Raw genomic sequence first — 23,088 nt, forward strand, 5'->3', positions numbered from 1 at the left:
TCCCTTAGGGAAGAAAGAATTACAGCGCCTTGATAGTGCCTTTAGGCAGCACGGCGGCGACGAAATCACGTTTAATGACGACTTCATTGGTGTCATTCAGCGCGATAGCTACGTAGCCCGTGTCAGAGACTTTTGTTACGCGGCCTACAAGGCCACCGCTGGTCAGCACTTCATCACCCTTAGAGATAGAATCCATCAGCTTCTTGTGCTCTTTCGCACGTTTCTGCTGCGGACGCAGGATCATGAAATAGAAAATCAGACCAAACACCACCAGCATGATCACCAGAGAATACGGACTTCCCTGAGACGGTGCGCCTGCTGCGGCCACGGCGTCAGAAATGAAAAAGCTCATTAAATTTCCCTCATTGATGAATTATCAGACGTTAAAGGCGGAACTTCTTTGCCCGTCCGTTGGTAGAACTCGTTTACAAAGCGCTCTAATTTACCCTCTTCGATGGCCTGGCGTAAACCTGCCATCAGGCGCTGGTAATAGCGCAAATTGTGGATAGTGTTCAGACGCGCGCCCAGTATTTCGTTACAACGGTCGAGATGATACAAGTAGGCGCGGCTATAATTGCGACAGGTGTAACAATCACACTCCGCATCCAGTGGCGCAGTGTCATCTTTGTATCTGGCGTTGCGGATTTTCACCACACCCTCGGTCACAAACAGATGACCATTTCGGGCATTACGGGTCGGCATCACGCAGTCAAACATATCGACGCCGCGACGGACGCCCTCAACCAGATCTTCTGGCTTGCCGACACCCATCAGATAACGCGGTTTATCCTGCGGAAGCTGCGGACAGACGTGCTCAAGAATACGGTGCATGTCCTGCTTAGGCTCACCCACCGCCAGGCCGCCCACAGCGTACCCATCAAAGCCAATCTCTACCAGACCTTTCACCGAGACATCTCGTAAATCTTCGTAAACCGAGCCCTGAATAATGCCAAATAGCGCATTTTTATTGCCCAGGCTGTCAAAACGGTCACGACTGCGTTGCGCCCAGCGCAGCGACATCTCCATCGAGCGTTTGGCGTAGTCCCAGTCCGCCGGATAGGGCGTACATTCATCGAAAATCATCACGATGTCGGAACCGAGGTCATACTGAATCTCCATCGATTTTTCCGGATCGAGGAAGATCGGGTCGCCGTTGATCGGGTTACGGAAATGCACGCCCGCTTCGGTGATTTTACGGATGTCGCCCAGGCTGAAGACCTGGAAGCCGCCGGAGTCGGTCAGGATCGGCCCTTTCCACTGCATAAAGTCATGCAGATCGCCATGCAGTTTCATGATCTCCTGGCCCGGACGCAGCCAGAGGTGGAAGGTATTGCCCAGAATGATCTGCGCGCCGGTCTCCTGCACTTCTTCCGGCGTCATGCCTTTAACGGTGCCATAGGTGCCAACGGGCATAAATGCAGGGGTTTCCACCACACCGCGATCAAAAATCAGACGGCCACGGCGTGCGCGCCCGTCTGTGGTATCAAGTTCAAATTTCACAAAGCCTCCATCGGAGAAACAGTCCGATGCAGATAACCTTCAGTCGCTCTCAGTCGATTCCGGCTATCGGTTAATAAATCAGTCGCCCACTTTTTCCAGCGGCGCCTGCGGATTTTTGCTGATAAACATCGCGTCACCATAACTGAAGAAACGATATTGCTCAGCCACGGCTGCGCGGTACGCGGCCATGGTGTGCTGATAACCGGCAAACGCCGAGACCAGCATAATCAGAGTCGATTCGGGCAGATGGAAGTTGGTGATCAGCGCATCGATCACCTGATACTCATAGCCCGGATAGATAAAAATCTGGGTATCATCGAAGAACGGCGCAATCAGGGCATCCTGGCTCGCTTTGGCGGCGCTCTCCAGCGAACGGACAGAGGTGGTGCCGACAGCGACCACCTTATTGCCGCGTGCTTTACAGGCCAGCACCGCATCAACAACCTCCTGCGGCACTTCGGCATATTCAGCATGCATGTGATGCTCTTCGATGGTGTCGACGCGCACCGGCTGGAAGGTTCCCGCACCGACATGCAGCGTCACAAACGCCATCTCAATGCCCTTCTCTTTCAGCGCCTGCAGCAGCGGTTCATCAAAATGCAGACCGGCGGTCGGTGCCGCAACGGCACCCGGCCGGGCACTGTAAACCGTCTGATAGAGCTCGCGATCCGCCTCTTCATCCGGACGGTCGATATAAGGCGGCAGAGGCATATGGCCGACGCTGTTGAGGATGTCGAGCACCGCGCGCTCATCATCAAACACAATCTCAAACAGCGCATCGTGACGCGCCACCATCGTCGCTTTGACGCTCTCGTCTTCGCCCAGCAGCAGTTCTGCACCCGGCTTCGGCGCTTTCGAGGCGCGCACATGGGCCAGCACACGCTTGTCGTCGAGCATCCGCTCCACCAGCATCTCGATTTTGCCGCCACTGGCTTTGCGGCCAAAGACGCGCGCCGGAATCACACGGGTGTTGTTGAACACCAGCAGATCGCCCGGATTCAGCTTATCCAACACGTCGGTGAACACACCGTGCGACAGCGTCCCGCTGGGACCATCGAGCGACAGCAGACGACAGCCGCTGCGCTGCGCCTGGGGATAGTGAGCAATCAGGGATTCGGGCAGTTCAAAAGCAAAATCGGCGACACGCATGAAAGAGTTCTTTCTCAGGCAAAAACAGGCGGCACAGTTTAGCGGAAAATCGACCAATTCTGAACAACTGGCTGCGCAAAGGCAGTTCAGCCTATAATGCGGCATGAACTTTCTTGCTCATCTCCATCTGGCTAAGCTGGCCGACAGCTCCTTACTCGGCAATTTAATGGCCGATTTTGTGCGTGGCAACCCGCACCAGCACTGGTCTGCGCCCGTCGCGGACGGCATTCTGATGCACCGTCGTCTCGATGTGATGACCGATGCGCTGCCGGAAGTGCGCAGCGCCCGTCAGCTGTTCCGTGCCGAAACCTATCGCGTGGCACCCATTACGCTGGACGTCATCTGGGACCATTTTCTGGCCCGGCACTGGCAGCACTTCACGCCCGGCCAGACGCTGGTGCACTTTTCTGCCGCCGCCGAGCGCGAGATCATGCCGCAACTGGCAGACACCCCCATCGAGTTTCAGGAACTCAACGCGGTGATGTGGCGCGAGCGCTGGTTTGAGCATTATGCCCAGCCCGCGCGGCTGGAGCGGGTGCTGCACGGCATGGCCAGCCGCCGTCCACGCCTGGCGGCCCTGCGCGACTCTTACCACGATTTCACGCAACACTATGATCAGCTGGAAGCGCTGTTTTTTGTTTTTTATCCGCGTTTAATGGCGCTGGCGACCAGCAGAACCCTGTAAAACCCGATCCTCTGCTGCCGGGCTGGCGGACGCCAGCTTTCGTCCGCCGGGAAAGCGCCTCACCCGACCCCCGCATCATCTTGCCATTGCTGCCTATCTGCGGCTTAATGAAGCCTTTCTTAACAATAGTTAAGTAAATATCACAGCCAGACCGCCTGTTCAGGCGTGCCTTCCGTTCGTTTTGACCAAAAGACATAAGAGGAAAAGATGTCATCCGCTTCGCATTCTGAAATTGACGCGCGTTACCGTTACGCCTGCGACATCGCCCGTGCGGCGGCCAGCCGGGCTTATTCGTGGTATCAGCAGCGTCAGACACTGGTGGTGGAACACAAAAGGGATTTGCAGGACGTGGTCAGCGAGGCTGATCGTAACGTTGAGGCATTGATTAAGACATTAATCGCTGAGCGCTTTCCTGACGATGCTGTCTATGGCGAAGAGAGCGGCGGTGAGGTTCAGGGCGCGCCCTTTATCTGGGTGGTCGATCCCATCGACGGCACCGCCTGCTTCGTCAACGGCCTGCCTAACTGGTGCGTCTCGCTGGCGGTGGTCTGTGACGGCGAACCAGTGATCGGCGTGGTCTGCGATCCCAATCATCAGGAGCTGTTTCACGCACGAGCAGGTCAGGGTGCGTGGGTTAATGAGAGCCGTTTGCAGGTTCATAGCGCGACGCATCTCAACGAGGGTTTGCTCGGCATCAGCAACTCCAGTCGCACCCCTGCCGAAAGCGTCTCGCGCCTGATTAGCGGCTTAACTGAACAGGGTGGCATGTTTATTCGCATCGGTTCTGGCGCGCTGACCAGCGCCTGGGCGGCCGCCGGGCGACTGATTGGCTACTATGAAGCGCATATGCATCCCTGGGATAGTCTGCCGGGCATCGTCCTGATGCGCGAAGCGGGCGGCGTCACTAATGATTATCTGCGCAACGAGGGGCTAAAAAACGGCAACCCGGTGTTGCTGGCCAATGCGACTCTTTATCCAAAAATCAAAGCGCTGACCGGTAATCGCGCGCTGGAGGAGTAAATGACGCTGCCAGGCCTGTACCGCTGCGCGCTGATCCTCTGTTCTCTCTGGCTGTTAAGTCCGGCGTCACAGGCGGCGGATTACCAGCTGGAGAAGGTGGTCGAACTGAGCCGTCACGGTGTCCGTCCGCCCACCCCCGGCAATCGTAAAGAGATTGAAGCCGCCAGCCAGCAACCCTGGACGCAGTGGACCACCGCCGATGGCGAGCTGACCGGTCATGGCTACAGCGCGGTGGTCAATAAAGGACGCTGGCAAGGCGAGCACTATCGCCAGCTCGGCCTGCTGGGCGCGGGCTGTCCTGATGCAGCACAGGTCTACGTGCGCGCCAGTCCGCTGCAGCGCACCCGTGCCACGGCCGCAGCGCTGACTGACGGGGCCTTTCCCGGCTGCGGCGTGCCGGTGCATCACGTCGCGGGCGATGTCGATCCCCTGTTCCAGAGTGAAAAGCTGACGGTCACCCACACCGATCCTGCTCAGGAGCTGGCAGCTAAGCAGCAGAAAGCGGGCGATCTGGCGCGGCTGCAACAGCAGTTGCAACCCGCCATTCAGCAGCTGAAAGCCGCCGTCTGCCCGCCCGCGACTGACTGCCCCCTCTTTGATGCGCCCTGGTCGTTCCGGCAAACCCGTAACGGCAACACATACGTTTACGGGCTGAGTGTGATGGCAAGCATGGTGGAGACGCTGCGACTGGGCTACAGCGAAAACCTGCCGTTGGACCAGCTCGCCTGGGGACACATCACCTCGGCCGCGCAGATCACCACGCTGCTGCCGCTGCTGACCGCAAACTACGATCTCAGCAACGACGTGCTCTATCAGGCACAGCGCCGTGGCTCAATATTGCTCAACGCCCTGCTGGAGGCGATTGCTTCCGATAGCGCGCCGGGCCGCTGGCTGATTCTGGTGGCACATGACACCAATATTGCGATGGTGCGCACCCTGATGGGCTTTAGCTGGCAGTTGCCAGGCTATTCACGCGGCAACATTCCACCGGGCAGTAGTCTGGTGCTGGAGCGCTGGCGCGACACCCACAGCGGCGAACGTTTTTTGCGGCTCTATTTCCAGGCGCAGAGTCTGGATGGGATTCGTCAGCTGCAACCGATTGATGATAAACATCCGTTATTACGTCAGGAGTGGCATCAGCATGACTGCAGAATCACCGATGTCGGCCTGCTCTGCCCTTATCAATCCACGCTGACTCAGCTACGAAAAAAGCTGGATAACAGCGCTGTGCTGCCGGTTTCGGTTATATTGCCCTGAGTCTGTGGCTAATCAAATTCAGGCCGCAGCATCAACGCGGCCTGAATAATGTTAACCGCTGTTAATTAACGCCATTCCGACCTTTTCTTATTTAAATCGCCTGACTATCAGCGCCACTCGTTTTGTTTTACGATAGACCCGTCAATCATCCCTTTATTAACTATTTTCCTGTAATTCTTGAGTATTTCGGCGACTGGTTTCGCCGTTTTTTATTTCTTACACGCCCCGCTACTGCTGCCCGCCAGCGCCTGTGTGACTGCACGCTCACTTCTCTGAATCTCCCTTATCGCTTTCTGCCCGGTTATCACTATCCGCCACATTCACTGCCAATTAAAATACGCATTCATGGAAATAAGCCGGGGCATAAACTTATTTTGCAGGCAGGCGTTTTGCTCCTGATAACAGGATTTCATATTGTGGATTGGGTCACATAAATAATCAGATGAGCAGGAATATAAAAGCGCGGGAAATAGCGTGTTCTGCTCCCCCACGAATGAGAGAGCAGAACAGGAGATTAGCGGGGTTTACGAACCAGCTTATAGCCCAGCAGCAGCACCACTATCCACACCATACCGACATAGAGGGAAATGCGGGTATCGGGGAAATAACCAATCAGACCGATAATAAAGCAGAGGAAGGCTACGCCGACACCAGCAGTCCAGCTGCCGCCTGGCAGCGCAAACTGCAGCTTACTGGCGGCCTCTTTACCAATTTTGCGACGGAACGCGATCTGCGACAGCAGAATCATGATCCAGACCCACACCGTTGCAAAGGTCGCCAGCGAGGCGATCACCAGGAAGACTTTTTCCGGCATCAGGTAGTTGAGATAAACCGCAATCAGCATGGCGAACATCATCACCACCACCGTCACCCACGGAATCCCGCGCGAAGAGACCTTCATAAAGACCTTCGGCGCATGTCCCTGCTGCGCCATCCCGTGCAGCATGCGGCCCACGCCAAACACATCGCTGTTAATCGCCGAGAGTGACGCGGTCAGCACCACGAAATTGAGGATAGAGGCGGCCGCCGCAATGCCCAGATGCTGGAAGGTCAGCACAAACGGGCTGCCCGAGGTGCCTACCTGATTCCACGGGTAGATCGACATAATCACAAACAGCGTGCCGACGTAGAACACCAGAATGCGCCACGGCACCGAGTTGATGGCGCGCGGAATCGACTTCTCCGGATCTTTCGCTTCACCGGCGGTAATACCGATGATTTCGATACCGCCATAGGCAAACATCACCATCTGCAGCGACAGCAGCATACCGACTACGCCGTGCGCAAAGAAGCCGCCGTTAGTCCAGAGATTGTGGATGCCGGTCGGCTGGCCGCCGTTGCCGAGCCCCCAGATGATCATGCCGAAACCGGCCAGAATCATCACGATAATGGTGGCGACTTTGAAGAAGGAGAACCAGAACTCCACTTCGCCGAACACCTTCACGCTCATCAGATTGACGGCACCGATGATCAGCACCACGCTCAGCACCCAAATCCAGTGCGGCACCTCAGGGAACCAGACGCCCATATAGATGCCGAACGCGGTGACATCCGCAATCGCCACGATCAGGATTTCAAAACAGTACGTCCAGCCGGTGATGTAGCCTGCCATCGGCCCAAGATAGTCCTGCGCGTAACGTGAGAAGGAGCTGGCCTGAGGATTATTAACGGACATCTCACCCAGTGCGCGCATGATGATGTAAGCCACTGCCCCGCCGATGATATAGGCGAGCAGCACGCTCGGTCCGGCCATTTTTATCGCGTCAGCGGAACCGTAGAACAGCCCGGTGCCAATCGCCGATCCCAGCGCCATAAAGCGGATGTGGCGCGTGCTCAGTCCGCGTTTGAGCTTGTTGGTTTCTTGCATAACAACCTGTACCTGTGAAATGAAAAAACCACGGGCAGGCCCGTGGTTAAAGAAAAATCAGTGCTCTCTGCTACGAGTGAACGGTCACCTGTTCCGGCCCTTTCACCCGATCAACAACAGCGGCAATCAGCAGCATCACCAGCGACGGCGGCAACCAGGCGAGACCCTGATCGGCCAGCGGCAGATGCTGACTGAAAGCGGGCAGCAAATCTTTAAACCCGGTGGTTTTAATCGCATCAACAATACCGAACAGCAGGCTAATCAGCATGGCTGGCGCGATAATCCGGCTGCTCTTATTCCACCAGTTGAGGGTGAAACTCAGCACCACCAGCACGATACAGGGCGGATAAATCGCCGTCAGTACCGGGATGGAGATCTGAATCAGGTGGCTCAGGCCGAGATTCGACACCACCATGGAGAACAGACCCAGAATAAACACCAGCGTTTTATACGATAACGGCAGGTATTGCGCAAAAAATTCCGCACAGGCACAGGTCAGGCCTACGGCGGTCACCATACAGGCGACAAAGATCAGCGCGGCAAGGAAGAAGCTGCCCATGTTGCCAAAGGTGTGCTGAACATACGCGTGCAGAATCGCTGCGCCGTTAGCGTTTTGATCCACCAGCGCACCGCTGCCCGCGCCCAGCTTAAACAGGCAGAGGTAGACCAGCGTCAGGCCCAGACCGGCGATTAACCCTGCCAGCACGGTATAACGGGTCAGCAGCGCGGCATTATCGACGCCACGCGAACGGGCGGCGTTGACAATTACGATGCCAAATACCAGCGCGCCCAGCGTATCCATGGTCAGATAGCCATTGACGAAACCGCTGGAGAAGGCCGCACGCTGATAATCAGCGGTAGCCGGAACCGTGCCGCCGGCAGGCCACACCAGGGCAGCAACGCCCAGCACGGTCAGCGCAATAATTTTTAATGGCGCAAGGAAGTGCCCTACCGTGTCGAGTAGCTTGCCGGGATAGAGCGATACGCCAATCACCAGCGTGAAGTAAATCAGGCTATAGATAAACAGCGGCAGCGCGCCATCACCGGTCAGCGGGGCAATACCCATCTCAAACGAGACCGTGGCCGTACGCGGTGTGGCAAACAGCGGCCCGACAGCCAGATAGCAAACGGTGGCCAGCACGATGCCAGCGACCTTGCCAATCGGGGTGCTGAGTGCATCCACGCCGCCGCCGACGCGGGCCAGCGCGATCACGGTCATCACGGGCAGACCGACTGCGGTAATCAGAAAACCAATCGCGGCAGTCCAGACGTGTTCGCCAGACTGAATACCGACCATGGGCGGGAAAATGATGTTGCCCGCGCCAACAAACAGGGCGAATGTCATAAAGCCCAGCGCGAGAATGTCCTTCGAAGTTAAACGATGTGTCATACGGCCTGTCACTGATGTTGCGGTGGAAGTTGGGTTAGTGTTGTCCCCTCGCTGCGTGTAAACCACGACCAGGCTGACAATGTCAGCGCATTATGCTCGTCGCAGGGTAAAGCGCAGGTGATTTAAGCTGCTTTTATTCTGTTCACAGAGGGATGGATCGACAACGGCGCTAAGTAAAACGTTTATAGCGGTGAAAGGCAATACGGGATCGGAAAACCAGAAGGTTATGCCGCCATTTTTTCAAAAGGCAGTGGATAGCGTTAATTTTTGCAGCAGGCACACAAGATGATGTGCCTAAATAATAGACAGAGCGCGAGAAATCCCCGCATAAACGGGCCTGAAGATACACAAAAGGCGCGTTTTACGCGCCTGTCTGCACAACGTTACAGCACTACCAGACCTGATTTGCGATATCGACCACTAAGCGAATCTTCTGCCACTGCTGCGTCTCGGTCAGGCTGTTGCCCTCTTCGGTTGAGGCAAAACCACACTGCGGACTGAGGCAGATCTGATCCAGACTGACATACTGCGCCGCCTCTTCCAGCCGGGTTTTCACCTGCTCCGGATCTTCCAGTTCTCCCACTTTGGTCGTAATCAGACCCAGAACCACCTGCTGATGACCTGGCTTAATGTAACGCAGTGGCTCAAAGCCGCCGGAACGGGCGTTGTCATACTCCAGGAAGAAGGCATCCACGTTGACGCTGCCGAACAGGATTTCTGCGACCGGCCCATAGCCGCCTTCAGAGATCCAGGTTGAGCGGAAGTTGCCGCGACAGACATGCAGACCCACGGTCAGATCGGCAGGTTTACCTTCCAGCGCTTTATTCAACACCTGAGCATAAGTCTGTGCCAGCTGGTCAGGATCGTCGCCACGCGCCCGGATATCGCGCTTCTGATCCTCAGAACAGAGGTAAGCCCAGACGGTATCATCCAGTTGCAGATAGCGGCAGCCCGCGTCATAAAACGCCTGAATAGCTGCTTTGTAGGTCTGCGCCAGATCGTCGAAGTAGTCCGCCAGATCGGGATAGACTTCCGCGTCGATCACCTTGCGGCCACCACGGAAGTGCAGCACGCTGGGGCTGGGAATGGTCATCTTCGGCACCGTATCACCGGCAATACTCTGCAGGAAGCGGAAATGCGCCAGCATCGGATGATCCGCCGGGAAACCGAGTTTGCTCACCACTTTCACGCCATGCGCTTTGGTCTGCACGCCATTAAACTGAATGCCCTGCTCCGCTTCATAGCGCTCTACGCCATTCAGGCCATAGAAGAAGTCGAAGTGCCACCAGCCGCGACGAAACTCGCCATCAGTGACCAATTTCAGACCGTTTTCCCGCTGTTTCGCCACCACATCGCGAATCGCCTCATCTTCAACCTGACGCAGGGCCGCCGCATCGATCTCTCCGGCTGCAAACTGTTCGCGCGCCTGCTTAATGGCGGCGGGACGCAGAAAGCTGCCAACGGTATCGGCACGGAACGGGGCGGTTTCTCTTTGCATGATCACTCCTGTCTCCCCTGCCGGTAATGACGGCAGGAAATAGTTGCATCCTGATATAAATAGCCATCTGGATGGCTACATGTCTGAACACAGAGTGGCATGAGCGGCTTGCTTCTGCAACTGAAGAAAATTCAGTGATGATGAAAAAAATTCACGTTCGGGGGATTAACGCAGCGCGGCGCGCGCCTGCGTCATCTGACTGTCAGAGAGCGGCAGATAGCCCGCTTCACTGACCCGCCGCTGTCCCTGCGCTGAAAGTACCTGCTGCAGAAACGCGGCCACTAGCGGCGGCAAAGGTTTGCCGGGCGCTTTATTCACATAGAGATAGAGCGGGCGCGCCCAGGGATAACGGCCACTGCGGATGGCCTCGGCATCCGGGGTAATCGCCTGCCCCTGATCATTCATCACCGCCAGCATTTTTACGCCGCTGAGATGAAAGCCAAAACTGGCGTAGCCGATGCTGCGAGAATTACCGGCCACCGCCTGCACCACTGCGGCCGAGCCGGGAAACTCCGCCACGTCGCTGCGAAAATCACCTTTGCACAGCGCCTGCTGCTTGAAGAAACCCCAGGTGCCGGAGGCGGAGTTACGTCCATAGCGCTGAATCGGCCGTTTACTCCACTGCGCGCCAGTTAAGCCGAGATCGCCCCAGCGCAGCGGCACGCTGTGTGCGCCACACAGACGGGTAATCGAGAAGATGGCATCGAGCTGACGCGGTTCAATCTGCTGTAGCGGATTGCGCTGATTCACCACTACCACCAGCGCATCCATAGCCACCGGAACCGCCAGCGGCGGATAGCCGTAGCGCGCCTCAAAGGCCTGGCGTTCATCTGCCTGCATCGGGCGGCTCATCGGACCGAGTTGTGCTGCACCCGCCGCCAGCGCGGTCGGCGCAGTAGAAGAGCCGGAGGCCTGAACCTGGACATTGACGCCCGGCGCCTGGCGACTGAAATCTTCGCCCCACAGCGTCATCAGATAACCCAGCGTATCGGATCCGACGCTGCTGAGATTGCCGGAGAGCGCGCCGGGCTGGGCCAGTGCCAGGCATGGCAGCAGAGTAACGATCAACAAAAGAAGGATGCGCATCAGGGAGATCCGGCAGCGATTAATGAACGGCATTCTCCTGCATCACGCTGCTGACAATCAACCTCGCTGGCAGCGTAAAGGTAAAACAGGTCTCCTTGTGCGGCACGCTGGTGATATCGAGCCGGGCGTTATGGTGGCTCAGAGCATGTTTCACTATCGCCAGCCCCAGCCCGCTGCCGCCGGTCGCACGCGAACGCGCTTTATCGACCCGGTAGAAACGCTCGGTAAGACGCGGAATATGTTCTGAGGCGATGCCCGGCCCGTTATCGCACACCCGGAAAATGGCCCCCTGTTTGCCGCGCAGCCAGCTGATATCAATTCGCGTGCCATCCGGTGTGTGGTTTACCGCGTTGTAAACCAGATTGGAGATGGCGCTGCGCAGCTGTTCATCGTTGCCGAACACTTTCAGATGGGGATCGGTATGGAAATGGATGTCGTGACGGCCACCACTCAGCGTTGCCGCCTCATGCTGCAGCAGTTTCAGCATCACCGGCACATCGACCTTCTCTTTCAGATCGATTGCGGGCGCGGCTTCAATGCGCGATAGCGTCAGCAGCTGTTTGACCAGGCTGTCCATGCGGCGCGTCTGCTCCGACATGGTGTGCAGCGCTTTGCTGCGCGAAGGCTCGCTCATCACCGAGTCGTTCATCATCTCCAGATAGCCCTGCAGCACCGTGAGCGGTGTGCGCAATTCATGGCTGACGTTGGCAAAGAAGTTGCGGCGCGCCCCTTCCAACTGATGCATCTGCGTGACATCACGCGCCACCAGCAGCCACTGCCCTTCGCTGTAGGGCATGACGCGGAACTCCATATGAAGTTTGTTGTTCAGCACCAGCGTCAGCGGCTTGTCGAAATCGCGCTGGCGAAGATAGCGCGAGAACTCCGGATAACGGAGCAGATTGAGGATATTCTGGCCATTATCTTCCGGCCAGCGCAGACCCAGGTGCTGCTGCGCCAGGCCGTTACACCAGAAAATGGTGCCCTCTTCGGTGGTCAGGATCACCGCATCCGGCAGCGACTCGGCACCGCTGCGGAAACGCTTAATCAGATTGCCCAGTTCACGCCGTCGCCGCCGGTTGCGGAGCTGCATCTGGTAAAGACCATAAAACAGCGGTTCCCAGCTGGCACGCCCGGCTGGTGGCGTCATGGTGCGGTCGAGCCACAGCCAGTGCGACAGCCGCATCAGATTGTGAAAATGCCACAACAGCACCGTCAGCACGCTCAGTAGCAGCCACCAGGGCAGACCGCCGAACAGCAGGCCCAGCAGCACTGCGGGCAGACAGACCAGCAGCAGTTCTGTCAGTAATCTCTTCCAGGAGAGGCGTTCCAGCACGGTAAAGGCTCCGTTTAGTAGCGGGCAGAGAAACGATACCCTGTTCCGCGAACGGTTTGTACCATGCGATCGTGGCCGGACACTTCCAGCGCTTTACGTAAACGGCGGATGTGAACATCGACAGTACGATCTTCCACATACACATTGGTGCCCCAGACGTGGTTCAGCAGCTGTTCGCGGCTGTAAACGCGTTCCGGGTGGGTCATAAAGAAGTGCAGCAGCTTATATTCTGTCGGACCCATCTCCAGCGGCGTGGTTTCGGACATCACGCGATGTGAGGAGGGATCCAGACTCAGCCCCTGCATCTCAATCACCTCTTCCACGGCCATCGGCGAAATACGGCGCATCACCGCTTTGATCCTCGCCATCAGCTCTTTAGGTGAAAAGGGTTTGGTAATGTAATCATCGGCACCCACTTCCAGGCCGCGCACCCGATCCTCCTCTTCGCCGCGCGCGGTGAGCATCATCACCGGGATATCGCGTGTCATCGCCTCGCGTTTCAGATGTTTGATAAACTGAATACCGCTGCCACCGGGTAACATCCAGTCCAGCAAAATCAGATCGGGCCAGGGTTCAATCAGCTTGCCAACGGCGCTGTCATAATCTTCCGCCTCGATTGGCTGATAGTCGTTCTGCTCCAGAACAAAACACAACATTTCACGGATGGGGGCTTCATCCTCCACAACCAAAATGCGCTTAGCCATTATTACTCCTGCTGATTATGACGGATGTCACTGAGATTCGCGGCGCCATTATGCGTCAGATTTGTGACACTTTTATGAAAAACATAACCTGCCTGTAACCTCACTGGTAATCATTTATGACAGCGCAGCGACAATTTTTTGCTTTGGCCGCAGAGCCAGTATAATCGCCGGGCGAATCACAACGGCAGGGACTCATCATGCGCATCATTCATACTGCGGACTGGCATCTGGGGCAGTTCTTCTACAACAAAAGTCGGGCAGCCGAACATCAGGCATTTCTCGACTGGCTGTTGATCCAGATTGAACAGCATCAGGTGGATGCGTTGATCATCGCAGGCGATCTGTTTGATACCGGTACACCGCCCAGCTACGCCCGCGAAATGTTCAACCGCTTTGTGGTGGCGCTGCAGCCCAGCGGCTGTCAGCTGATTGTGCTGGCGGGCAACCACGATTCCGTTGCCACGCTGAATGAGTCGCGTGAGCTGCTCGCCTGTCTCAATACCCGGGTGATCGCCACCCCGCAGGAGAAGGATGATGTGCTGCTGCTCAACACCCGCCAGGGCGAGCCGGGCGCGCTGCTGTGTGCGATTCCCTATCTGCGGCCGCGCGATATCCTGCGCAGCCGGGCGGGTCAGTCGGGACGCGACAAGCAGACCTCGCTGCTGGAAGCGATCGCCCACCACTATCAGCAGCGATTCACCGCCGCCCAGGCGCTGGGCCATGCACTGCCGATTATCGCCACCGGCCATCTCACCACCGTCGGCGTCAGCCAGAGCGATTCGGTGCGCGACATCTATATCGGGACGCTGGATGCCTTCCCGGCCAGCGCGTTTCCCGCGGCTGACTATATCGCACTGGGGCATATTCATCGCGCCCAGCGCGTCGCGGGCAGCGAGCATATCCGCTACAGCGGCTCACCGATTCCGCTGAGCTTTGACGAGCTGGGCACAGAAAAAAGCGTCTTCCTGCTGGAACTCACCACCAGCGGCCTGCAATCGGTCACGCCGCTGGTGGTGCCACAGGCGCAGCCGATGCAGGTGCTGAAAGGATCGCTGGCGCAGATTGCAGAACAGTTAAATGCCTTCAGCACGGCAGAGCAGGAGAAGCCGACCTGGCTCGACATTGAAGTCACCACCCAGGAGTACCTCAGCGATCTGCAGCGTCAGGTAGAAACCCTGACCGCCACGCTGCCGGTCGAAGTCCTGTTGCTCCGCCGCAGCCGTGAACAGCGGCAACAGAACCTGGCGCGGCTCGACAACGAAACCCTGAGTGAGCTGAAGGTGGAGGAGGTCTTTGCCCGCCGGCTGGCGCTGGATGAGGAGCTGCAACCAGAGCAAATCGCCGAGATGACCACCCTGTTCCGCCAGACGCTGGCCGCCATGGAAGAGACCCAATGAAGATCCTTACGCTACGGTTCAAAAACCTCAATGCCCTGCGCGGTGAATGGTTCATCGATTTTCGCGCCGAACCTTTCGCCAGCAACGGCCTGTTCGCCATTACCGGTGCCACCGGCGCCGGTAAAACCACCCTGCTGGACGCCATCTGCCTGGCGCTCTATCACCAGACACCGCGCCTGGGCGCGATTTCACAGAGCCAGAATGCGCTGATGACCCGCGACTGTGCCGAATGTCTGGCCGAGGTGGAGTTTGAGATCAAAGGAGAAGCCTGGCGCGCCTTCTGGAGCCAGAACCGCGCGCGCGGCACTGCCGACGGCAAACTTCAGGCACCGCGCGTTGAGCTGGCACGCTGCGCTGACAACACTATTGTTGCCGATAAAGTCGGTGACAAGCTGAAGCTGATCGAAACCCTCTCCGGGCTCGATTTCGAAAGGTTTACCCGCTCGATGATGCTGTCACAAGGCCAGTTCGCCGCCTTTCTCAATGCCAAAGCCAGTGAGCGCGCAGAACTGCTTGAGGAGCTGACCGGCACCGAAATTTACGGTCTGATTTCCGCCGCCATCTACGAGCGCCACAAAGAGGCAAAAACCCAGCTGGATCTGCTGCGCAGCCAGGCGGGAGCGATGGCGCTGCTGGATAGCGACGCACGCGCCGCGCTGCAACAGCAGCTCACCGATCTGACCGATGCGGAACAGCGGCTCAGCGCGCACTATCAGCAGTCGCAGCAACAGCAGCAGTGGCAACAGCAGGCGCAGCAGTTACAGCAGGAAAATGCGCAGGCTGACGTCGCGCTGCAGCAGGCCCAGGCTGCATCCCAGGCGGCAGAGGCCGATCGTCAGCGTCTTGCACGCAGCGAACCGGCTGAAAAGCTGCGGGTAAAACTGCAGCAGCGCGACGCGTTACGCACAGAACAGCAGCAGGTCGTGAGCCGCTGTCAGCAACTCACGGCAGCGCAGCAGCAGGCGCAGACCCAACAGCAACAGCATCAGCAGCACTACGCGGCGACCCAGAGTGCCCGCCAGCAGGCGCTGCAGGAACAGCAGCAGCAGGAAAGTCTGCTGACAGAACAGGTGCTGCCGCTGGATCAGCGGATCAGCGCACTGCAGCAGCAGCTTGCGGAGCAGCAGCAGGAAAACGCCCGACAGCAGCAGCATGCTGATCAGACACAGGCCAGCCTGGCAGAGCAGAAGCGCCAGGTTGAGACATGGCAGCAGGCGATTGCCGAACAGCATCAGTTACGCCAGCAGCTTGCCGATCTCGCCCAATGGGGCGCGTCGCTGCCGGTGTGGCAGGAGAACTTTGCCCTGCTGGCGCAGCGTGAAGCGACCCTGGCCGGACTGGCGCAACAGCGCGAGCAGCAGCAGCGACAGATCGCTGCCCAGCAGGCGGAACAGCAGCAGCAGGCAGAACAGGCGCTCCCGCGCCAGCAGGCGGAGCAACAGGCCCGCCAGGCGCTCTCGCAGGCGGAGCAAGTACTAACTTCGCTACAGGAACAGCATCCGCCTGCCGCACTGCGTCAGGCATTAAGCCAGTTGCAGAACAGCCGTCCGGCTCGTCAGCAACTGCTGCTGCTTTCAACCCAGTGGCAGCCGCTGCACCAGCAGCTGGGCCAGCGCCAGCAGCGGCTTATCGCGCTCGCAAAAGCGCATCAGCAGAGTGAAGCGGAACTCCAGGCCCTGCGCGAGACGTGGAAACGCGAAAAACAGCAACTGGATGATGTCGAAAAAATCTGCGCGCTGGAGCAGCAGATTGTCGATCTCAGCGATTACCGCGCCCGGCTCGCCGCCGATCAGCCCTGTCCGCTGTGCGGCTCCTGCACGCATCCCGCCGTTGAGGCCTACAGCACGCTGGAAGTAAGTGCTAACCAGCAGCGCCGGGCTGCACTGCAACAACAAACCGAGGCATTGCGCGAAGCGGGCACGGCAAAAAGCGAACAGCTGAAACAGTCAGCCGTGCAGCAGCAGACCCTGCGCGATGAAATCGCGGAGATGCAGCAACAGCTCGATCGGCTTGAGCAGCAATGGCAGGCGCTGAGCAGTGAGCTGGCACTTACCTTCCCGCTCGCCGATCGGGATGCCTTAACCGCGTGGGAGCAGCAGCAAAGCGAACGTGAAAGCCAGCTTGAGCAACAGCGACAGGCGCAGGAAGCCGCCGGACAGGCGCGTCAGGCCGCAAAGGATTACCATCTTCAGCAGTCACAGGCCTGGCAGCAGCATTTGCAGGCAGAACAGCTGGCGCAGCAGTCGCTGTCCAGCCTGCAACAGGCGCTGGATGCGCTGCAACAGCGTCAGCAGCAGGACCAGCAGGCCATGGCGCAATTGCAGAGTCGTCTGGAGCAGCAGTTCAGTGCACACAACCTTGCCCTGCCCGACGCCGCCCATCGCGATGCATGGCTGACAGAACAGCAGCGGCGCTGGGAGCGCTGGCAGGAAAGTGAGCGGTTGCTCGCTAACCTGCAACCGCAGCTGTTAAAGGGGGAAACCCAGCTCACTGCCCTGCAACAGCAGGCAGAACTGGAGCAGCAGCAGCTCACCACTCGTCAGCAGCAGCAAAACCAGCGCCAGACGCAGCTCAGCGAGATGCGCCGTGCCCGTCAGGCGCTGTTTGGCGACCGCGAGGTCACCCACGCCCGTCAGCAGATACAGGCTCGCGTTCAGCAGGCTGATGAACAACTGGCACAGCAGCTTACTGCCCTGCAACAGGCGCAGGCCGAGGTCAGTCGCCTGCAGGGTGAGCTTTCGGGATTGGAAAATCAGCGGCAGACGCTCAATAGCAAACTGGCAGAGGCGGAAAGCGCACTGCAGCAGGCACTCGAGAGCGCCGGATTCGCGGATGAAGCCAGCCTGCGCGCGGCGCTGCTGGATGAGCAGACCGCAGTGCAACTGCGTCAGCAGTTGCAGCAGCTCGATCAGCAATGCCAGCAGCAGCAGGCGCGACTGGCGGATCTGCGTCAGCGGCTCAGTCTCCATCAGCAGGCGAAACCCGCTTCGATACCGGAATCCGCCGAGGCGCTGGCGCAGCAGCTGGAGCAGTTACGGCTGGCACTGCGCGACAACGCCAGCCAGCAGGGTCAGATTCAGCAGCAGCTGCACAGCGATGCCAGCCTTCGTGTGCGCCAGCAAAGCCTGATGACGCAGATTGAACAGGATGGTGTGACGCTGGCGCAGTGGAGCCTGCTCAACGATCTGATTGGCTCCGCCAGCGGCGATAAATTCCGGCGCTTCGCCCAGGGCTTAACGCTGGATCACCTGGTGGCCCTGGCTAACCGTCAGCTCGATCGGCTGCATGGCCGCTATCTGCTGCAGCGACGGGCGCAGGATCTGCTGGAGCTGGATGTGGTCGATACCTGGCAAGCCGATGCGGCGCGCGATACCCGCACGCTGTCGGGTGGTGAGAGCTTCCTGGTGAGTCTGGCGCTGGCGCTGGCGTTGTCGGATCTGGTCAGCCACAAAACGCGCATCGAATCGCTATTTCTGGATGAGGGATTTGGCACGCTGGATGCGCAGACGCTGGACACCGCGCTGGATGCCCTGGACGCGCTTAATGCCAGCGGCAAAACCATTGGGGTCATCAGTCACGTGGAAGCGATGAAGGAGCGTATTCCGGTACAGATTAAAGTACGTAAGATGAATGGGCTGGGTTACAGCCAGCTGGAACTGCCGCAGGGATAACGGGCGCCGCAGCGCCCGTTTACGTGCAATCAGCGGGCGCTGACGAGCTTGTAGCGAGGGCCGGTGAGTAACCCGCCCTGCTCGTTCTGTGCCAGTAGACGATTGCTGGTCAGTCCGGCCACGGTGTGCGCTTTATCAGTCACGTTGCTGGCAATCTGTTTGATCGCCGCACTGACCAGCATGCCGACCAGTCCACCGTTGTTGTTGTTGCCATCTTCACTGTCGCTGGCACTGGCCTTACCCTGCCAGATCTCTTTGCCGCTGCGCAGATCCACCAGCCGTGCTTTGGCGGTCACGATCGTCACGCTGTCAATGACCCGATAGCTGCTGCCATATTCGCTGATCGAGATATAGAGCGCGCTGTCGGCGTGGAAAATCTCATTCAGACGCTTCGCGCTGACGGCCTGGGCGTCACTGGCACTGGTCAGGCCATTCTGCTGAAAGGTCTCTTCAACCACTGCCACCGGGAAGACGTAGTAACCGGCTTCGGCCAGCGGGCGCGTCACCAGCGAGGTCAGACTGTGCGCGGCATTGATATCCGGCGAGGTGTTATCGGCCGGCAGCACCAGAATCGAGGCGGGCTTGCTGGCACGGAACGCACTGTAGTCATACGGTTTTTTCGTCGCACAACCGGTCAGCAGCAGCAGCATCATCAGCACGCCGCCGAGGGCAATCAGTTTTTTCACCGTACCACTCCTTGTTTTTTACTCATCAGAAAATCCATGTAAGGTGCCGATTCGGGAAACAGCTGCTTCTCGGTGGCAAACTGACCAAAGGCTTTATTGGTATCGCCGGTTTTGGCATAGAGCAGACCAAGCTGGGCGTGCAGGCCAGGCGCAACCGGCTGGTTAACGGCACGGGCTTTTTCAATGTCCAGATTCAGCGCATCGATCTGCTTCAGCGGATCGCTGCCCGGCTGATAGTAACTGTAAACCTGCTGCTGATAATCGCCCCAGTAATAGATCGTTTTCGGCGCTTTTGGCGCACAGCCTGCCAGCAACGCCGCTGCAATCAGCAGGCTGCTCAGTGTCATCATCTTCATTTACTGCTTCCTTATTTAGCCGGACGCCATGCGCCGTTGTTGATTCCATCCACTAAATGATCGACCGCTTCGCGAATCGCCAGATCCATCACTTTGCCGTTCAGCGTTGAGTCATAGCTGCTGGTGCCACCAAAGCCGATGACCTCACGTGCGGAGAGCTGATACTCGCCCGCGCCCTGGGTGCTGTAGACCACCTCTGAGGTGGTGACATCCACTACGTTCAGATTCACTTTGGCATAGGCGATCTGCGTTTTGCCGCGGCCCAGAATGCCCCACAGCTGCTGATCGCCCACTTCTTTGCGGCCAAACTCGGTGATATCACCGGTGATGATGAAGTTCGCGCCTTTGATATTCTGCTGGCTGCGTTTGAAGTCCGACTCCTGCTGCAGCTCTTTCAGGTTGCTGCGATCCAGCACGCTGAACCGGTTGGTCTGCTGCAGATGGGTAATCAGAATGGTTTTTGACTGATTGCCCAGCCGATCGACACCATCAGAGAAAATGCCGTTCATATAGGAGGAGCGGTTATCAAACTGACCCACCGCAATCGGGCTGCGCACGCCCTGATAAACCGGCTGGCTGGCCGCGCGAACCTGCGGGGCCTGAATAGCGCGGGAAGATTCGGTGGCGCAGCCGCTGATGAGCGAGGCCGTTAACAGGGAGAGTGCCGCAAAGGCATATTTTTTCTGCATTTCTAATCCATGAAGTGAAAGAGATGTAACCCGCGCCATGGCGGTAAATTCTGGTTCTGTCGACAGTCGGAGTAATGCCATAGCATTCATGATGCCGGTCTGTAGACTGTCGGCAGCAGACCGGAAGATCTTTAAGGAAAGTTGGCCAGTTAAATGAATTTAATTAATATAACGATGAGAATGTTGCCGGGGGTGATTATTGCAATGTCGCTCAGCGCCTGTCAGCATCCTGTGGCAAAGCAACGGGATAGCGTGGCAAACCTTTGTCAGCCGTCGAAAGATCCAGACAGCCAATCCTGTCACTGGACTAATCAAATGCAGCCAGTACTGAACCGGCAGTTCAGCGATGCGGCGCGTTACGCCGGTCAGCAATGTCTGGTACGGATGGAGTGGCAACCACACAGCAGACATTATGCGGTGACCCAGACGCAGGGTGATGAAGCGCTCTGCCTGCGCGCCTGGCAGCTGGTCGCGCAGACCCGCGATCTGCCGCCGCCGCCGGAGCCTGGACAACCGGCGTGGTTCGGCTTTGCGCCGCGCGGTTAGCTGGCCAGACCTTCCTGACGCCACTGGCGCGGACTGATGCCAAACCAGCGACGAAACGCGCGTGAAAACGCGCTGACTTCCGAGTAGCCCAGCAGCAGCGCCATCTCAGAGATGGGCAGCTGCTTCTGCTGCAGATAGTGTGTCGCCATTTCGCAGCGCACCTGATCGACCAGCGCGGTAAAGCTGCTGCCCTCTTCGCGCAGCCGCCGCTGCAGTGACCAGCTCGACAGTCCGAGCTTATCCGCCACCTCTTCCAGCACCGGCTCACCCTGCATCAGCGATAAATTAACCTGCGAACGCGCCTGCTCAATCATGCTCTGCTGCGACGTCCCACGGTTAAGCCGCCGGATCGCATCCTGCATCACCATCAACAGGATCGGATCGCTCTCCGGCATGGCGCGCAGCAGATCGCGCTTGGGGATCACCAGTGAATTAAACGGCTGATCGAACCAGACCGGCGCATCAAACACTTTGCAGTGATCGTGCCACTGGCCGGGACGCGGATGCTCAAAGTGGACTTCGCGCGGCGCCCAGTGTCTGCCTGCCACGTGGCGGATCAGATTCATAAACATCCCCAGCGTCAGCTCTGCATCCTGTCGGCGCGACAGGATCGCGCCATGTCGCACCTGATAATCCAGCCGCCAGCACTCTCCCTTATCCACCAGCCGGGTTAAGGTGTCGTGCTGATGCCAGGGAAACGCGTTGACCACATTATGCAGCGCCTGTTCCAGCGTGGCGGAGCACAAACCGATGTAGCCGATCAGGCCTAATGACTGCGGTTTAAACTGCCTGCCGTAGTGCAAACCGAAGTTATCAAAACCGGAGTGACGCGCCGCCTCTTCCAGCACCCGACAGTAGTTAACCAGCCCCAGGCTGAGCGTCGGACTGGCCAGGCGCTCCGGATCGATGCCGCTGATGCCGAAGATACGATCAACATCGCCGCCCTGGGTATGAATAAAGTCGCCTAAGCCGGTCGCCGCCGCTGCCAGCACGCCGTGATTGCCTGCCCCCGCCGCTGCCGAGCAGGCCGCAAACGCATCGGGCTTTATCAGTGTCGGATTCATGGTCGCCTCAGTCAGAATTCAGGTGGATCACCCGTTACTCCTATCCGAGCAATTTCCATACCAGGTCCCTGATGCCCGACGCGCCGCCTGCGGGCTGTCCGGGCGGCGCGCGGGCTACGCGCAGGGCACTGCGGCGGCGCAGCGACGCCCGCCGCTGGTGCATCAGACGCCGACCGGCAGCTGCTCACCTTCCAGATAGCGGCGGCAGAGGCGAACCGAGTGGCTGGCCCACGCCGATCCCAGGCTGCGCGCCATTTCGGTTTCGGCATGTGATCCCACCCACGCGGTGAGCTGGATACGACGCTGGATCAACAGCGCGGGCAGCATGGCCATCTCCGCATCGCTGATATGCGCCACCTGCTCATAGCCGCGGATCCAGTGATCGATCCACTCTGGCGCGCGCGGATGATGCTCAACAAAACTGATCGCCGCCGCCAGATCGTGCAGATACCAGCCGAGCCCGCAGTCATCGAAATCGATCACCCGCGTTTCGCCCTTGTGCAGCAGCAGATTGGTCAGCCGCAGATCGGCGTGGATCAGGCCATAGCGATCCGATCCTTTACCGAACTGCGTCATCGCCGCGCCGACCTGGCTTATCGCCTGCTCTACCACGCCATGATCGGCAGGATTCAGATTCGGCGCATCCTGCCAGCGTCCCCAGTGACTCTCTGCGCTGGTCATGGTGTGGTGATCCCAGATGATGCGCTGGAAACCCGCAGGCGGCTGCCACTGTTTACTGTGCTGATGCAGCCGCGCGGTGATCTGGCCGAGCTGCTGAAAAGCGCGGGGATCGACGTCGGTGGTCGGCATCTCTCCGTCGATCCAGTGAAACAGCACCACGTAGCGTTCACCGCCCTCCGGCAGCCGCAGCGTCAGCACGGTTTCGCCCTCTTTGTCCGGCACCGCTTCCGGCACCATAATGCCGGTTTCGCGCAGTGCATCGAGCCACAGCAGTTCGCTGACGATGTCGGCTTTTTGATGGTAATCGCCGCGATGCAGCCGCAGCGCATAACGCCGGCCTGCCGCCTGCAGCAGAAACGTGGCGTTCTCTGAGCGGCACAGCAGGCTGAGCTGGCCCTGCAGCGCGGCGGGATAACAGGCCAGCGCCTGCTGCGCCATCAGGGTGAGTTGGGAATCAGTCAGGTTGTCATATTGTTTAGCGCTCATCAGTCCGGCTCCTTGTCACTTGC

Annotated in this window: 20 protein-coding genes; 6 read left to right on the forward strand and 14 right to left on the reverse strand. The window is 58.4% G+C overall.

What is annotated here, in order from left to right; translation table 11 throughout:
- Window positions 1-19 precede the first annotated feature (19 nt).
- The 3 genes from yajC to queA all read right to left on the reverse strand — a co-directional run bounded on the left by yajC (window position 20) and on the right by queA (window position 2,649).
- Window positions 20-352 carry a preprotein translocase subunit YajC gene (gene yajC, locus ACX8ZY_RS15355; protein ID WP_010255353.1) on the reverse strand — a complete coding sequence of 111 codons (333 nt, stop codon included), beginning with the start codon at window positions 350-352 and terminating at the stop codon, window positions 20-22.
- Window positions 352-1,500, reverse strand: coding sequence for a tRNA guanosine(34) transglycosylase Tgt (tgt, locus tag ACX8ZY_RS15360; RefSeq protein WP_010255351.1), 1,149 nt, complete (start codon window positions 1,498-1,500; stop codon window positions 352-354). The genes yajC and tgt overlap by 1 nt, the downstream gene beginning before the upstream one ends.
- A 78-nt stretch (window positions 1,501-1,578) precedes the next feature.
- Window positions 1,579-2,649: a tRNA preQ1(34) S-adenosylmethionine ribosyltransferase-isomerase QueA gene (gene queA / locus ACX8ZY_RS15365; RefSeq protein WP_010671194.1), complete on the reverse strand. Its 1,071-nt coding sequence runs from the start codon at window positions 2,647-2,649 to the stop codon at window positions 1,579-1,581.
- Between the two features lie 103 nt (window positions 2,650-2,752).
- Between queA and ACX8ZY_RS15370 the strand changes: the two genes are divergently transcribed.
- The 3 genes from ACX8ZY_RS15370 to ACX8ZY_RS15380 all read left to right on the forward strand — a co-directional run bounded on the left by ACX8ZY_RS15370 (window position 2,753) and on the right by ACX8ZY_RS15380 (window position 5,611).
- Window positions 2,753-3,334 carry an ACP phosphodiesterase gene (locus ACX8ZY_RS15370; protein ID WP_022626127.1) on the forward strand — a complete coding sequence of 194 codons (582 nt, stop codon included), beginning with the start codon at window positions 2,753-2,755 and terminating at the stop codon, window positions 3,332-3,334.
- A gap of 207 nt (window positions 3,335-3,541) precedes the next feature.
- Window positions 3,542-4,354, forward strand: a complete 813-nt coding sequence (locus ACX8ZY_RS15375; RefSeq protein WP_010255344.1) for an inositol monophosphatase family protein — start codon at window positions 3,542-3,544, stop codon at window positions 4,352-4,354.
- Window positions 4,355-5,611: a histidine-type phosphatase gene (locus ACX8ZY_RS15380; RefSeq protein WP_421665071.1), complete on the forward strand. Its 1,257-nt coding sequence runs from the start codon at window positions 4,355-4,357 to the stop codon at window positions 5,609-5,611.
- Window positions 5,612-6,125: 514 nt separating this feature from the next.
- On the opposite strand, the gene proY is transcribed toward ACX8ZY_RS15380, so the two are convergent.
- From proY to phoB, 6 genes are all read right to left on the reverse strand, one after another.
- On the reverse strand, window positions 6,126-7,478 hold the full coding sequence (gene proY, locus ACX8ZY_RS15385) for a proline-specific permease ProY (RefSeq protein ID WP_031593969.1): 1,353 nt from the start codon (window positions 7,476-7,478) through the stop codon (window positions 6,126-6,128).
- A 70-nt stretch (window positions 7,479-7,548) separates the two neighbouring features.
- Complete coding sequence (gene brnQ, locus ACX8ZY_RS15390; protein ID WP_033771063.1) at window positions 7,549-8,868, reverse strand: branched-chain amino acid transporter carrier protein BrnQ; 1,320 nt, start codon at window positions 8,866-8,868, stop codon at window positions 7,549-7,551.
- Between the two features lie 391 nt (window positions 8,869-9,259).
- A complete protein-coding gene (locus ACX8ZY_RS15395; protein WP_421665072.1) occupies window positions 9,260-10,366 on the reverse strand; it encodes a cobalamin-independent methionine synthase II family protein in 1,107 nt (368 codons plus the stop codon).
- Between the two features lie 165 nt (window positions 10,367-10,531).
- On the reverse strand, window positions 10,532-11,452 hold the full coding sequence (locus ACX8ZY_RS15400) for a PstS family phosphate ABC transporter substrate-binding protein (protein ID WP_421665073.1): 921 nt from the start codon (window positions 11,450-11,452) through the stop codon (window positions 10,532-10,534).
- A gap of 19 nt (window positions 11,453-11,471) precedes the next feature.
- Window positions 11,472-12,785: a phosphate regulon sensor histidine kinase PhoR gene (phoR, locus tag ACX8ZY_RS15405; RefSeq protein WP_010255313.1), complete on the reverse strand. Its 1,314-nt coding sequence runs from the start codon at window positions 12,783-12,785 to the stop codon at window positions 11,472-11,474.
- A gap of 14 nt (window positions 12,786-12,799) precedes the next feature.
- Window positions 12,800-13,489: a phosphate response regulator transcription factor PhoB gene (gene phoB, locus ACX8ZY_RS15410; protein ID WP_003852491.1), complete on the reverse strand. Its 690-nt coding sequence runs from the start codon at window positions 13,487-13,489 to the stop codon at window positions 12,800-12,802.
- A 197-nt stretch (window positions 13,490-13,686) separates the two neighbouring features.
- Between phoB and sbcD the strand changes: the two genes are divergently transcribed.
- Together sbcD and ACX8ZY_RS15420 are read left to right on the forward strand one after the other, a co-directional pair.
- Window positions 13,687-14,886: an exonuclease subunit SbcD gene (gene sbcD, locus ACX8ZY_RS15415; protein WP_425019018.1), complete on the forward strand. Its 1,200-nt coding sequence runs from the start codon at window positions 13,687-13,689 to the stop codon at window positions 14,884-14,886.
- A complete protein-coding gene (locus ACX8ZY_RS15420; RefSeq protein ID WP_459260258.1) occupies window positions 14,883-18,557 on the forward strand; it encodes an AAA family ATPase in 3,675 nt (1,224 codons plus the stop codon). The genes sbcD and ACX8ZY_RS15420 overlap by 4 nt, the downstream gene beginning before the upstream one ends.
- 29 nt (window positions 18,558-18,586) lie before the next feature.
- Here the strand turns inward: ACX8ZY_RS15420 and ACX8ZY_RS15425 are convergent, their stop codons facing one another.
- Genes ACX8ZY_RS15425 through ACX8ZY_RS15435 form a run of 3 tightly spaced genes read right to left on the reverse strand, consistent with a single transcriptional unit; the run spans window position 18,587 to window position 20,288 of the window.
- Window positions 18,587-19,243, reverse strand: a complete 657-nt coding sequence (locus ACX8ZY_RS15425) for a DUF799 domain-containing protein (RefSeq protein WP_459260260.1) — start codon at window positions 19,241-19,243, stop codon at window positions 18,587-18,589.
- A complete protein-coding gene (locus ACX8ZY_RS15430; RefSeq protein ID WP_033766621.1) occupies window positions 19,240-19,599 on the reverse strand; it encodes a DUF4810 domain-containing protein in 360 nt (119 codons plus the stop codon). Before ACX8ZY_RS15430 ends, ACX8ZY_RS15425 begins: the two co-directional genes overlap by 4 nt.
- An 11-nt stretch (window positions 19,600-19,610) precedes the next feature.
- Window positions 19,611-20,288 carry a CsgG/HfaB family protein gene (locus ACX8ZY_RS15435; RefSeq protein ID WP_033756751.1) on the reverse strand — a complete coding sequence of 226 codons (678 nt, stop codon included), beginning with the start codon at window positions 20,286-20,288 and terminating at the stop codon, window positions 19,611-19,613.
- Between the two features lie 315 nt (window positions 20,289-20,603).
- Here ACX8ZY_RS15435 and ACX8ZY_RS15440 point away from each other — a divergent pair, with 315 nt between their 5' ends.
- On the forward strand, window positions 20,604-20,834 hold the full coding sequence (locus tag ACX8ZY_RS15440; RefSeq protein WP_010255303.1) for a cell envelope integrity TolA C-terminal domain-containing protein: 231 nt from the start codon (window positions 20,604-20,606) through the stop codon (window positions 20,832-20,834).
- On the opposite strand, the gene qhpR is transcribed toward ACX8ZY_RS15440, so the two are convergent.
- Window positions 20,831-21,898, reverse strand: coding sequence for an AraC-like transcriptional regulator QhpR (qhpR, locus tag ACX8ZY_RS15445; protein ID WP_033766619.1), 1,068 nt, complete (start codon window positions 21,896-21,898; stop codon window positions 20,831-20,833). The two genes, ACX8ZY_RS15440 and qhpR, sit on opposite strands and share 4 nt — an antisense overlap.
- Window positions 21,899-22,060: 162 nt before the next feature.
- Entirely contained in the window at window positions 22,061-23,065 is a 1,005-nt protein-coding gene (locus ACX8ZY_RS15450; RefSeq protein WP_187484286.1) for a phosphotransferase enzyme family protein, read from the reverse strand.
- Window positions 23,066-23,088 lie beyond the last annotated feature (23 nt).

The organism is Pantoea sp. XAF26B01_ASV70 (genome assembly GCF_054512635.1).